Annotated in this window: 9 protein-coding genes and 1 pseudogene; all 10 read right to left on the bottom strand. The window is 69.4% G+C overall.

Translation table 11 applies throughout. The annotated features are described in order from the left end of the window. Nucleotides 1-17 precede the first annotated feature (17 nt). Nucleotides 18-1751, bottom strand: coding sequence for a DUF262 domain-containing protein (locus tag ACGFIZ_RS16890; protein ID WP_393420144.1), 1734 nt, complete (start codon nucleotides 1749-1751; stop codon nucleotides 18-20). A 13-nt stretch (nucleotides 1752-1764) separates the two neighbouring features. Continuing rightward, nucleotides 1765-2604 (bottom strand): hypothetical protein, encoded by an 840-nt coding sequence (locus ACGFIZ_RS16895; RefSeq protein ID WP_393420146.1) that lies wholly within the window; start codon nucleotides 2602-2604, stop codon nucleotides 1765-1767. Continuing rightward, nucleotides 2594-3868, bottom strand: coding sequence for an AAA family ATPase (locus ACGFIZ_RS16900; protein ID WP_393420148.1), 1275 nt, complete (start codon nucleotides 3866-3868; stop codon nucleotides 2594-2596). The genes ACGFIZ_RS16895 and ACGFIZ_RS16900 overlap by 11 nt, the downstream gene beginning before the upstream one ends. Before the next feature lie 239 nt (nucleotides 3869-4107). Then, nucleotides 4108-4290, bottom strand: coding sequence for a hypothetical protein (locus tag ACGFIZ_RS16905; RefSeq protein ID WP_393420150.1), 183 nt, complete (start codon nucleotides 4288-4290; stop codon nucleotides 4108-4110). Further along, on the bottom strand, nucleotides 4277-4666 hold the full coding sequence (locus ACGFIZ_RS16910) for a hypothetical protein (protein WP_393420151.1): 390 nt from the start codon (nucleotides 4664-4666) through the stop codon (nucleotides 4277-4279). The genes ACGFIZ_RS16905 and ACGFIZ_RS16910 overlap by 14 nt, the downstream gene beginning before the upstream one ends. A gap of 171 nt (nucleotides 4667-4837) precedes the next feature. After that, nucleotides 4838-5980, bottom strand: a complete 1143-nt coding sequence (locus ACGFIZ_RS16915; RefSeq protein WP_393420153.1) for a helix-turn-helix domain-containing protein — start codon at nucleotides 5978-5980, stop codon at nucleotides 4838-4840. Nucleotides 5981-6046: 66 nt separating this feature from the next. Continuing rightward, a complete protein-coding gene (gene pglW / locus ACGFIZ_RS16920; RefSeq protein ID WP_393420155.1) occupies nucleotides 6047-10195 on the bottom strand; it encodes a BREX system serine/threonine kinase PglW in 4149 nt (1382 codons plus the stop codon). Between the two features lie 136 nt (nucleotides 10196-10331). After that, entirely contained in the window at nucleotides 10332-10697 is a 366-nt protein-coding gene (locus ACGFIZ_RS16925) for an NAD(P)/FAD-dependent oxidoreductase (RefSeq protein WP_393420156.1), read from the bottom strand. Nucleotides 10698-11062: 365 nt separating this feature from the next. Then, the gene (locus ACGFIZ_RS16930; protein WP_393420158.1) at nucleotides 11063-12265 is read right to left on the bottom strand and encodes a cytochrome P450; all 1203 of its coding nucleotides are present in this window, start codon (nucleotides 12263-12265) and stop codon (nucleotides 11063-11065) included. Continuing rightward, nucleotides 12262-12831 (bottom strand): annotated as a pseudogene (locus ACGFIZ_RS16935) (terpene synthase family protein); the annotation flags it as partial. The gene ACGFIZ_RS16930 and the pseudogene ACGFIZ_RS16935, both read right to left, overlap by 4 nt. Nucleotides 12832-12943 lie beyond the last annotated feature (112 nt).

The raw sequence follows: 12943 nt of genomic DNA on the forward strand, positions 1-12943 counted from the left end.
GATCCCATCGGCCACCACTACTCGGAGTCGTCGTCGGCCACGCCTTCCAAGTTGTCTGCCAGCACCACGCCGATCTGCTCGCAGAACACCCGAAGCCGCTCCTTCAGATAATCCGTCCGATCGGCGAGGAACAGGGCCTTGTCGCCTTCGCAGAGTCGGTGCCACGCCTTCGTCGGGATGCCGTGGCTGCGCAACACGCGCTTCGCAGGCGAGAGGGCTTGCGCTCCGGATATCTGCCTCAGGACCGGCCCCCACGGATCCGGATCGGTGACCCCGACGCGTGGGCTTCCCGCCGTCAGCTCAAGGTTCCTCAAAGCATCGAGCAGCCGGACCTCCGGTCTTGTCGGCATCACGAGCCGGTTTGCCGGACGCTTGTCACCTGGCACAACCTGCCGGTAGCTCTTCGCCTCGCCGGAGGCCAGTACCTTGACCACGTCGAACGGCTGGCCCATGACATCGAGTCGATGCCGGAACTCCTTCAGCTCCCAGATGACGTACGCCCTGGTCCGGGCGCTGTTGAGGTTGAAGGTGTCCGGCATGGGCTGCACGTCGGCGTTGGCGACCGGCAGCTCCTTCACGCCGAGCGCGTAGTTGTGCATGTCCTCCAGCGCTCGGCGCAGCATGGTCGAAGTCGCGCCCGCGAATGCGCTGGTCCAGGAGGTCACCCAGAACCACCGCCGCAGCGTCGCGACCTGCTCCCTGGTCGGCTTCGGGCAGTGTCGGAAGAACTTGGCCAGCAGCACGAGCTGATGCGAGTACGGCAACAGCCGCGCCAGCGGCATCGGGATCTCTTCTTCGAGGAATCGCACCGCCAGGCCGACGGCGCGCTCGGTGTCGGGAAGGGCGTCGTGCAGTTTGTTCTGCATGTCGTGCGCGACCACCTCCCAGCGAGGCGACAGGATGTCGGGCTCGCCGGCGACCGCCAGCATTGCGCGGAAGACGGCGATCCGGGGCAGCTCACCGAAGCCGGTCTCCGCGATCGACGTGACGATCTCATCGATCCTGTCGGACAGGGGAGGACGCTCAGGCTTGTACGTCAGCGCCGACACCATCTGGTCCGGCTCCATCCGCGTGCCGGTGCGATTGAGCCGGGCGTAGACGTTGACCGCCTGATCGATGCTGGCACCTTGGAGCCGGACGAGAGTGAGCTTGTAGTTCTTGATTCGCTGGGCCACCGCGTCCGCCTCCCGGACCAGCATGTCGACACGCCGTGGATCCTTGGCCTTCAGTTCGACACGACGGAAGTGCCCGAGGAAATCCATCGTCCGCATCACCACCGACAGCGGCAGCAGATGGGAGGGCACCGACCGTCCGTCCCCGCGTTGGTGCCGGTAGCGGTCCGTTCCGAGCGGATCGTTACGCAGATCCCGGTAGATGCGCCAGATCCACTCCCGTTCATCGTCTGCTATCGCTGGGCGTACGCCACGGCGCAGCACCCCGAACAGGGTGGACACCCGCTGGTGCCCGTCGAGGAGGTAGGAGATGGACTGGCCCGACGGAGGTGGAGGGATCGCCATACCGCCGATGTGGTCGAGCGACCGCACGTGCTCGTCGGTCTGCCAGACCAGCAGGCTACCGATCGGATAGCCCCGCTCGATGCTGTCGAACAGGTCCAGCATCTGACTCGGTCGCCAGACGAAGGGGCGTTGGAACGCCGGAACCCGGACCAGCCCACGGCCCACGTCATCGAGCAGGCTGTCGATGAGCGTGACCGTGGGATCGGGTCGGATCTCGGTCTGGTCGCTACGCATGCGGCCCAGTGTCCTACAGGATCCGATAGATCATCGCGAGCAACTCCCGCAGCTCGGCGACGGCGTCCGGCCCCAACTCGGCGAAGTCGTCCTCCGTGAGCCCGATCCCGTCCGGGATCAAGGGCTGGGCCTTGCCGCCGAAGTGCTCCTTGACGTCAAGGTAGCGCCGCTTCTGCGCGCTCATCCGGCGAAGCGCATCCACCTTCGGGGCCCGCCCGGGAAAGCTCTCCTCCCAGGCCCGGCAGGGGATGTAGTTCTCCAGCTCGCGGCACTCCCACATGTGCAGCTCCGTGATGCCGTCGATGGCGAGGATGCGCGCGGCATACGTGTCGTTCCGGGTACGGTGCCCCGCGTGCTTCCGGTCGCTGTCCATCAATGCGGCGACGCGGATCAACACCGAGAACTGCTGCCGCCGTCGCGCGACAAACTGCTCCATCCGGTCCTTGCCGCCGGCATGCCCCAGGGCCAGCCAGTCCTCCTGCAGGGCTCGCAGGATGCGGGACTCGCCGAACGCCTCCGCCAGCGCGACAAGGAAGCACCCCTCATTGATCTCGTCCTCAACCACCAGCACGGCGGGTCGGCTGAGATCCGCGAGCAGTTCCTTGAGCTGTTCCACGGTGATGACGGCCACGCTGGCTTCCGCGCCTCCGGGCTTGGACGCCTCCACCAACGCCTGCTGGACGAACTCCTTGACCGACCTGAACGGCAGGAGTTCGGCGAATCGGACTGCGCTCTCGGCGGTCGCCTTGTCAGGTCGCCAGTCGTGACGGCCCGTCATGGCCAGATCGAGCAGCTTGGCCACCGTGAATCGGTCCCCGGTGGTGAAGACCTCCGTCTTGATCTCAAGAAGCATAGCCACTCCGGTGCAACTGAGCGGAGGCGAGCGCCCGCACCTCGTGGTAGTCCTGCGAGAAGTAGCCCTCCGGCCAGTCCTCGCCCAGGTCACCCATCTCGTCGACCCCCACCCGGCGCACCGTCGACACGCCGTCCGTCTGCTCCACCACGTAGACCCCGACCATGTCGGGCGAGTATTTCTGCTCCGCAATTCGTCTGCGCAGGCGCAGCAGCAGCGTCTCGCTGTGGGTTTCGATCAGGAAGCGGGTGCCGGTGGCCTCTGCCGTGCTGAGGTAGATGTCAGCCAGTTCCGCATGCGCACCCGGGTGCAGGTGCATCTCCGGTTCCTCGATGATCTGCAGCGCCGGGAGGTCGCCTGCGCCCCGCTGCTCGTCCATCGCGCACTGGACGAGAATCGGCAGCACCTGGGAGAGCCCGGTGCCCGCATCGGCGAGATTGACCTTCAGTTGGCTGCCGCGTCGCCTCAGCACGGCCGACCACAAAGGTCCTGCCGGCATCTCCTCGATCCACCATCCGGGCGCGATCAGCGCCAACCACTCGTTCACCCGGCCGAGCAGTTCCCCTTTCCTGCGCGCGTGGTCGTGGGCAAGAATGCCGAGGGTGCCCTGTCCCTGCTCCCCGATACCCCCTGGCGTGCCGAGCGGTAGGCGGTGTTGACGCTCAGGACGGTCCCGGTAGGCGCTGAGGTATCGAATCGGCCCAAGAGAGAGGCCCAGGCGCCGGTCCGTCAGAGGAGCCAGCTCGGGAATGCCGAGGGCCTGGGGGCGGAGGCCGGCGAAGGGCACGGGCCTGACGACCGGCGACCGACCGGGAACCCTGATCTCGTACGAGAGGCTTTCCGCGTCCACGTCCGCGTCCGCTGTCGACGTCGGCTCCCAGGCGAGACGGAACTCCTCCTCCGCGAGGACGAGCCGAAGGTCGGAGACGAAGGCGGTCTGGCGATCGGACCACAACTGGACGGTCGCGTCCATCGCGAACTTCGTCGGTCCGTCGACCTCGAAGCCGAGGAAGAACTTGGCATGCGGGGTCTGCTCAAAGATCAGATCAGAGAAGCCGTCGACCGGCTGCGGATCGAGGCGATCCAGGTCGAGCGGAGCCGTCGTCGTCGTGTCGAAGCCGGTGGCGATCACCAGCGGCGCACGGGTCAGCACGCTCTTGCCGGTGTTGTTCTTGCCGAGCACCACGGTCACCGGCGCCAGCTCGATCTCCTGGCGGTCGCGAAAGCACCGGTAGTTTTCGAGCACGATCCTGCGGAGGGGCATTCACACGTTTGTAGCAGGACCCGAAGGCAGCAACCGCCCCAAAGAGTGTCAGCAATGCGACACAGCGGAGCCGCCAAGGCTGACGTTGACCTGTACCGCGGACTGGCCAGCCGACGCCGGCGCGGTACTGACCAGATGCCTCGATTCACTCGTTGGCGAGGTGAAGCGACCAGTTGGCCGGCGGAGTGAGCGACGCTTGATATCAAGATGACGGCAGATTGGCGACGTAATCACCGCGATCACCGGCTCGGGACGGCGGCGGGCACCAGCAGTAGCCGGGCCGCCAGCCGGGACCGGGTCGGGTTGGCCAACTCCTGGAGCGGTTCGCGCTGCCCGTACCGGGCGAGCGGCGCCGCCTCGAAGCTGGCGTCGACCCGCTCGCCTGCCGCGCCTTCAGATCGATCACCGTCAGCCGTGCTCAAGCTCGTCGCACTCCAGAAGCCCATGCTCCAGCACATGCTGACGGAAACCGCCGCGACCAAAGGGCAGATAGTATCCGCTTTCTAGTAGGCGGTCGACCAACTCCTCAACCATCACCGTCGTGAGCCTCTTCGCGCGAATCGCATCGCAGAGCAACGGCACAGTTGCCGTAACTCGAATGCCCTCTTCCTTCGCGATCTGACGCGGCACGGCGTCGTCTATCACCACTTGACACCCATAGATCTTTCCCATGGCAAGAACTCCACATTCGCCCAGGTTCTTACCGTCGACGTGCAGTCGATCGGCGTAGCGAGCGAACGCTTCGCTGAAGTCCAAGCTGGTCGATCGATGGACGCGGATCCAGTCAGCGTCGAGCACCGCGCGAGCACCCGACGCATGCTCGACGGCGGTTGTTGAGTTCGCGCTCGACGCTATCGGGGATGTAGATGGGATCCTCCCCGGCGAGGAAGCGTAGAACTCCCAACCACCCCTCCGTCGCGAAGTGCCTCAACGGGCCCGTATCGAACACCCAGGCATCGTTGGGCACCGTCACGACACGAATTCCCAAATCTCATCGGCGCGTCGCTCGCGGATCTGCGGCAGATCCGCCTCGTCGAAAGTCCCTTGAAGCAAGTCCAGAGCCCGCTCACGGCTGATCCGCTCGTCGCGCACAAGCCGCAGCACCGCACCCGCAAACGGTCGGGGAACTGTCGTCCCCTCCATCTCCTCGGGAGAAACGCGCAGGTTCATCTCAACGATGTCCGCCTTGGTGGTGCGACACCTACGCACCAGAGCGACTGTCTCACTGTCGGCCAACCTCAATTCCTTCAAGCGCGTTGCCAGGGTTGCCATATCAACCTGGAACTCACTTGCCAGGAGGGTTGCCGCACCGTGCTCACCAGATCGGGCAACCTTCTCCGGCCACTGCCGCGTGACCGCAGTCTTGGGTAGCAGTAATGCGCGTGCGAACCGATCGAGGCACGCCTCCGTGGGGACGGCGTTATCGGGATGGTCGGCGACCCGCCAATCGATGGTGTAGGCGTCCGCGATCAAATAGTGACCGAGTTCGTGTGCCAACGCGAGCCGCCTACGACCGATCTTCATACCGCTGTTGACGAGACTGAGGCCTCCACGAGGCAACAGAACCGTCCCCGCATCAGCGGTGTCCGTGCCGATATCGCGGGAGAACGCCAGCAGCCCGACTTTGGCAACACAGTCGGAGATCCGGTTGATCGGCTCCTCCGCCGAGAGCGCCATCAACTCGCGTGCTTTTGCGGCAAGCGCCTCGGCCTCGGTGTTCGTCAAAGGCCGCGTGATGTTGGCGCGAGCGACCACGTCGGCAGCATCAAGGCCTAGCTCGTTGACGCCCAATGAGGCCACGAACTCGACCTCGGTGGCGAACTTCGCGAGCAGTGCGTCGATCTGCGAGTCTGCGGTGTCGAGCCCTTGGCTGGACCGATGCGCGACAAGCGCTGGCACGGGCTCCTCGAAGAACGTGGACATGCGTACACCGATCGCAACAGCGACGTCCGATAGTTCGAGTGCCGTGATCCTGCGGATGCCCTGCTCGATCTTGTTCACGACTGTGCGCTCAAGACCAGCCGCTCGCCCGAGGTCTTCTTGACTCAGGCCGGCACGCTTGCGGGCATCTCGGATGCGTTCGCCTAGCGTCCTCGCGTCGATGTCAGCCACAGTGCGATTCTCGCACACTGCGGCTGACGTGCAAGGACATGGAGGCCAAAAGGGTCATGGCGGACATCAGGCACGAGGGAATGGCTCCGCTGGAATGGGCGTCGCCTCGATCCACTCGTTCGCGAGCCAGAGTGACTGGCTGGTCAGCGACGTGAGCGGCAACTGCACCCCGTCCAGCACCGCCGGCTCGGGACGTCGGGCGGGCACCAGCAGCAGTCGGGCCGCCGGCCGCGACCGGGTCGGGTCGGCCAGTTCCTGGAGCAGTTCGAGCTGCCCGTACCGGGCGAGCGGGGCCGCCTCGGTGATCAGCACCGGCCGGTCGGCGGCGTCGATCGCCTCGCGCAGCGCCGGCACGACCTGGTGCCGGACCAGGTCGATCAGGCTGCGGAAGTCTGCGTCCAGCGTGGAGCCGCTGTCGGCCGCCACGATCGCCTCCCACGGGAAGCCCAGCGCGCGCAGCCGCTCCAGCAGGATCGCCGTCACGTCCACCTCGGTCAGCGGCAGCCGGGCCAGCAGCGCCCGCCGGGCGGGGCCGAGCCGGCGCAGCGGCGCCAGCACCGCGAGGAACGCCCGCCGCTCGACGGCCGAGGCGAGCCGGTCGCCCACCTCGTCGGCGGCGGACAGCCCGAGCAGCGGCGTGTGGGTGGTGCCGCCCACGCGGGTGCCGGTGACCGACGCCGGGGCGGTCGGCGGGCCGTACCTGCCCTGCTGCGGGTGCCAGGTCAGCGGCACCTCGGCCGCCGCCAGCAGGTCGTTGAGGGTGGGCCGGCCGGGCAGCTTCCTCGCGCGCGGGAAACGGCTGTGCACCCGGTCGCGGAGTTGTTCCTCGGTGAGCCGCTGGCCGATGAGGGTGCCCACCGACAGCCGCAGGGCCCGCTCCGCCGGCATGTCGACCGGGTAGAGCTGCCCCTGCGCGTTGACGGCGACCCGGTCGTTGCTGCCGGCGGCGGCGAGCTGCAAGAGTCGCGGGTCGGCGAGGCTGGGCATGCCGGCCGGCACCGGCAGCCGGCGCAGCTCCTCCACGGCGCGCTGCCGAGTCGGCAGGGGGTCGCCGCCGGCCAACTCGACGGCCCGGCCGCCGAGCTGCACGACGTACTCGAGGAAGTCGGCGGCGGTGACGTCGGACGCCGGGTCGTCCGGCTCCCGGCCGACCAGGACGGTGCCGGACCCACGGAACCGGTGGATGGCAACCCGGGCGTCGCCGCCGGTGCTCAGCTCGGCCTCGACGGCGGCGCGGACCAGGCCGATCGCCTGGGGCAGCCGCTTCGGGTCGGGGGTGAAGGAGCCGCGCGAGGCCATGATGGCCTGGGCCAGTTCCTCCGCGGCCATCACCGCGCCGCGGGCGTCGAGCAGGGCGACGATCTCGTTGCGTACGGCCTCCAGCGCCGGGCTGCCGAGCCACGCCTTGACCTGGGCGGTGAGCAGCTTGGAGATCTGCGGCTGGGCCTTGCCGGTGGCGCGGGCGGCCTCGCTCTGCGCCGGCCAGCGCAGGAACGTGCCGGCGTCGGTCGGCGCCTGCCCGAGCAGTACGGCCACCGCGCGGTGGTTGCGGGAGGTCGGGGCGGGCAGCAGGGTGGCGCACAGCGCCTCCACGCCCTCGGCCACCGGCCGCTCGTCGGCCGGGCTGGGGGCGGTGTCGCCGGGCACCATCGCGCGCAGGGCCCGCGCCTGGGCGAGGATCTCCCGGCGGGTGGCGTCCGGCACGCCCTTGGCGCGGGTCAGCGCGGACGGCTCGGCGTCCAGCAGCTCGCCGACGGTGTGGATGCCGAGCCGTTCCAGCGCCGAGCGGGCGCGGGCGGTCAGCTCGGTGGCCTCCAGCGGCGACTCGCGGGTCAGCCCCGCCACCAGCGGCACCGGGCCGACCGGGGCGGCCCCCGGCTTCGGGACCTGCTGGAAGATGGCCCGCCAGGCGTCGGTCATCTCGTCGACGGTGTCGAACCGGGCCGCCGCGTCCCGGGCCAGCGCGCGGGCGAAGAACTCCACGAGCCGGTCGGCGACCTCCGGGTCGAACGCGGCCGGGTCGAGGGTCACCTCCTCGCTGACCGCCGCCGGATTGGCGTTGTCCCCCCACTTGGGCGGGGTGCCCGTCGCCATCTCGTAGAGCACCACGGCGGCGGCGAACCGCTCGGCCGCCGCGTCGTAGCGCAGCCGCCGCGGGGGGCCGAGGAACGGGTCGAGGTACCCGACGGTGCCCGCGTTGAGCTGGTCGGCCGGCGTCGACGACAGGGAGAAGTCGAAGACGCACAGGTGCGGCTGCTTGTCCTTGGGGCGGGGGCGGGCCGCAAGGTTGGCGGGCTTCAGGTCGCGGTGCCAGACGCCCTGGCCGTCGAGGTAGTCGACGATGTCGAGCAGGTCCCGCCCGTACCGCTCCAGCAGGTCCAGGGCGAGCCGGCCGCCGCGCAGCTCCTCCGCGAGGGTCCGCCTGCCGGCGGACTCCATGAGCAGGGCGGTCCGGCCGCCGACCCGGACCGGGCCGTCGACCAGCGCGGCCACCTGGGGGTGCTTCAGCTCCGCGAGTACGCGCGCCTCCGCCGTCAGCCGTTCCTCGTGCCGCTCGTCCCGGGCGACCTTCAGCACCAGCTCTCGGGAAGCCTCGCCGGCCCGGGCGACCAGCAGGGCGACGGCGGTGGCGCCGGAGCCCAGCCGGTCCCTCACCTCCAGGCCCCCGTCGAGCACGTCGCCCCGGTGCGCGGAGAGCGGATCGACCACCGGCTCCGGCTCCGGCGCGGTCAGCTCGTCCCACACCTCCTCCAGCCCGGCGCGGAAGTCCGACACCCCGGACAGCCGCTGGGCGGGATCGCCCCGCGTCGCGTCGTAGACCAGCGTAATCAGCGTGTTCGGCATGGCGTCGACCGCCGCGGCCAGGCGCAGGCCGCTGTCGCGGACGGCGTCGACCAGTTCCTCCGGCGTGGCGGCCGGGGCCACCCCGGCGAAGATCCGGTACGCCAGCGCGCCGAGCGAGAGAACGTCGAGCTGGTGCCCCGGCAGGCGGGTGGCGCCGTCCGCCTCCGGCGCCTGGTAGCGGCGGACCTCGTCGTCGAAGAACAGCTCCAGGCTGGCCGGGTCGCTCGACGGGCCCAGCCGGGTGAGCTGCGTCGTTCCGCTCAGCCGCCCGCCGGTCTGCCAGTCGGTCACCACCAGCGTCGGGCGGGACCCGTCCGGGTCGCCGACGTAGACGGCCCGGGGCGAGAGCGCCCGGTGGGCGAGCCGGCGCGAGTGCGCGTAGTCGATGATCTCGGCGAGGTCCTGCACCAGTTGCAGCCGCTGGGCCAGGGTCAGCGAGTCGCCGCGCCGCAGCAGCCACTGGTCGAGGCGTACCCACTCCTGCTGGTGGTCGAAGACGACCGCCGGGCCCCACGCGTGCTCGACCAGGTCGTGGGCCCGCGCCACCCCGGGGTGGTGGATGCCCTGCAGCAGGCGGAACTCGCGCTCCGCCGCCTTGCGGATGGCCGGCACCTCGTCCTCGGCGGCGCGGCTGGTCAGGTAGAACCGCACCCGGCGCACCAGCGAGGTGTCCAGCGCGTGGCCGGCGAGGAAGTCCTGCCAGCCGAGCCCCTCGGCGAACGGCTTCGGGTGCAGCAGGAGCTGGCCGACCTTGCGGTCCGCCACCGAGGGGCGGATCTTGGCACCGCGCACCAGCTCGACGATCCGCCGGCCCCGCGCCTCGTCCACCAGGTGGTCGGGGTTGCGCGGCAGCTCGGTGAGGAACGCCTTCAGGCTGGGGAGGTTGGACTCCTTGTCGTGCCCGTCCAGCCCGTAGACGTGCTGGCCGCCGATCGCGTCCAGCTCCGCCCGCATCGCGCGGGCGTGCAGGAACACGGCCGCCCCGACGTACGGCGTCTCGTGTTGCCGGCCCTGCTGCTTGGCGTAGTAGCGGATCAGGCTGGCCAGCCGCTTCGCCTTGCGGTTGGCCAGGATGTACGGGTTGTCCTCGGGGATGAGCCGCGAGTTCGGCGCCCGGCGCACCCACTGCGTGCCGTCGCCGCGGATCTCGCCCTGCCAGTGCTTCAGCTCCAGCACGTACAGGCCGCTGCGCGTGAGCACCAGCGCGTCGACCTCGTTGATCGAGCCGTCGGCGCCGACGAACTCGACGTTGGCCCAGACGTGGTACGGGTCGGCGTCCGGCAGGTAGCCGCCCAGCTCGCGCAGCCCGTCCTGTTCATGGGTGTAGGCGCTGGCGTTGATCTGCTCCCAGCGCGGCGAGTCCTCACGCATAGGCCGACCCCTTCACCCCCGGCCGTCGTGTGCCGGCTCAGGTTCCGCACCTTACCGGTCGCGAAAGATTCGGTAGCGAACGCCACCTCCACCGACACGCCCACGTTCACGCCACAGGGTCCTCTCCACCACCCTTTCAAGATCTGTACCCGGCTCCGCCCAGGGTCTCGAGGATGCCGGCGAGCGAGCCCTGACCGTCGTCGGTGAAGGGCCGCTGAATCAGTTCGAGGGTCTCGGGGGAATAGGCCAGGCTCGCCAGAACCTCGGTGGCGCGGTGCAACGCGTCGCTGCGTGCGTCGCGCGTTTTCCAGAACGAGCGCAGGGCGTCATCCATGGCACTGGGGTGAGTGAGACCGTGGTGTGCCGCCCGGGCGAGCATTTCCGCTTGGTGGAACGCCTGGGTGATGCCGCTGGCAGCGATCGGATCGGTCCGGTGGCCGGCGTCACCGACCAGGGCCCAGCCGGGGCCGCACGCCTCGCGGAAAAAGCCCGACGTATTCATTCTCGACGTCCTGCCGTATGCGGGGCAGTTCCCGCCGCGGCCAGGCGACGCCGACGCACGTCGTGCCTTCGTGTGTCGGCACGGTCACGGCGGCTCTGCGATCACGGATGGTGAGGCCCGCCGGACAGTCAAGGTCCGACCAGTAGCTGTAGTAACCGCAGGTGAGAGCCGGATACTCGCGATACGTACGGGCGTGCGCGAGGCGAGCGACGGTGGATCTGGCACCGCCGGATCCCACGACCAGAGTGGCCTTGAGTTCCAGCGGCGGACCATGCCGCCGGGTGACGACGATCCCGGAAACGGCCGGGAGCTCTGTGACGCTGAGCGGGCGAGCCATCGGCTACCTCCGAACATGCCGGCGGGGGTCACCAGCGCACCAGGAGGCTGCTGGGTGCGCGCAATGTCGAACCGGCCCGCCATGGCACATCCCGGGCGGGCACGGCCAGGGCCAGGCCGGGGAATCGGGCGAGCAGGGTCCCGAGCGCGACCTGGAGCTCCATCCGGGCCAGTTCGGCGCCCACGCAGCGGTGCGGGCCGTGGCCGAAGGCCAGATGCCGGGTTCCCCGCGGGGTGAAGTCGACGTCCTCCGGCCGGGCGAAGGCACGGCTGTCCCGGTTCGCCGAGTGCATGGCGAGCAGAACGGCCTCCCCGCGGCGGATGAGCGTGCCCGCCACCTCGGTGTCTTCGGTGGCGATGCGGGCCAGTTCCGCCGCGGTGCTCAACGGCACGTAGCGCAGCAACTCTTCGACCGCTGCCTCGATCCGCGACCGGCTGCCGCGCAGGCCGTCCAGCAGGTGCGGGTGGGTGAGCAGGGTGTAGGTGAAGTTCGCGATCTCACAGGCGGTGGTCTCCCAGCCGACGGCGAGCAGGGTGACCGCGAGGTCGATCAGTTCCGGTTCGCTCAGGCCGCCTTCGGAGTCCCGGGCGGCGACGAGGTCGCCCAGCAGGTCGTCGGCCCGGTGGCTGCGGCGCCGGCGGATCTCCGCGGTGATCAGGCCCGCGAGGTCCTTTCTCGCCTGGTGGTTCTCCGCTTCCGTGTGGGCCGTGGCCGACACCAGGACGCCGGCGGCTGCGGCCAGCGCGGCCCGGTCCTCGTGCGCGATACCCATGACCGCCAGCAGCACTTCCATGGGCAGCGGGACCGCGAAGTCCCCGACCAGGTCACCGGGGCTTCCGCGGTCCGCCATCCCTCGCGCCAGCCCCTCGGCGATCTCGGTGGTGTGCGCCCGCCACCGCTCCGCTTTCCGCACGGTGAACGCCTTGGCGATGAGGCGGCGCACCCGGGTGTGCTCCGGCGGGTCCATCGCGATGATCGACGTAGCCCTCGGTCGTGCCGGACGGGTCCGCGGCACGTCCCTGCCCACCGCGGCCGCGCGGCTGAATCGTGGGTCTCCGAGGACCAGCCTGACGTCCTCATACCGGGTGACCAGCCACGCCGGGCCGCCGAAGGGCAGGAGGACCCGGCTGATCGGCTCGTGCGACCGCAGGTGCGCGTAGCGCGGATGGAGGTCGAGCGCCTCGGCCGGTCCGAAAGGATACGGGCATACGCGGGTGCTCTGGTCGTTCACCGTTGCTGTCCGCTGCCGTGCTCCGCCCGGTGACCGCCGATGAAGACGGTCCGTTCGCTGTCCAGCACGACCCGGCCGTGGTCGATTTCGGACCAGTCGTGGTTGGTGCCGTGGTAACGGGGCGAGGTCCGGAAGAAGTGCACCGTCCCCGACATGACGTCGCCAAGGCAGTCCACATAGGAACGGGCTTCGGGACCGAGCTCCGGATGGCCGGTGATGAATTCCTCGCGGAGACGGATGAACTCCCGCTCGGTCGCTTCGGCCGCCGCCGCCACTTCTTGCATTGCCTCGGAGATCGACAGCTGCTCGCTCATGCACAGGACAGCGACCGAGTTCAGCATGTCATCGGCGACCAGAAGGTCGTTTCGGAAGGAGTACACGTCGTTGGTCAGCGAGAGGTACCGGGTCGCCAGCCGTTCGAGGTTCCGGAAGTACTCCGGGTACCGGGCACGTTCGGCGGTTAGGTCGATGTCCAGGGTGAACTCCGCCCACGGATAGAAGGTGCCGCCCGCGATACACCGATCACGTTCTTCGATGAATGAAGCGAAGTCCCAGGTGCGGCCGTGCTTGCGATTTCGACGACACCCCGTACGCGAAGGACGTCTGGAGCCTGCCGGACGACCTGGACGCGGCGGCCGACCGGCGGGCGCTGCACCGGTGGCTGAGCCGGCCGTTCGG

This window comes from Micromonospora sp. NPDC048830, from assembly GCF_043198215.1.
Classification (GTDB): Bacteria; Actinomycetota; Actinomycetes; order Mycobacteriales; family Micromonosporaceae; genus Micromonospora.

What these genes read in the sequence shown, in the direction of transcription:
- ACGFIZ_RS16895 (WP_393420146.1), bottom strand. Translation starts at nt 2,604, where the DNA reads ATGCTTCTTGAGATCAAGACGGAGGTCTTCACCACCGGGGACCGATTC.
- ACGFIZ_RS16900 (WP_393420148.1), bottom strand. Translation starts at nt 3,868, where the DNA reads ATGCCCCTCCGCAGGATCGTGCTCGAAAACTACCGGTGCTTTCGCGAC.
- pglW (WP_393420155.1), bottom strand. Translation starts at nt 10,195, where the DNA reads ATGCGTGAGGACTCGCCGCGCTGGGAGCAGATCAACGCCAGCGCCTAC.
- ACGFIZ_RS16890 (WP_393420144.1), bottom strand. Translation starts at nt 1,751, where the DNA reads ATGCGTAGCGACCAGACCGAGATCCGACCCGATCCCACGGTCACGCTC.
- ACGFIZ_RS16925 (WP_393420156.1), bottom strand. Translation starts at nt 10,697, where the DNA reads ATGAATACGTCGGGCTTTTTCCGCGAGGCGTGCGGCCCCGGCTGGGCC.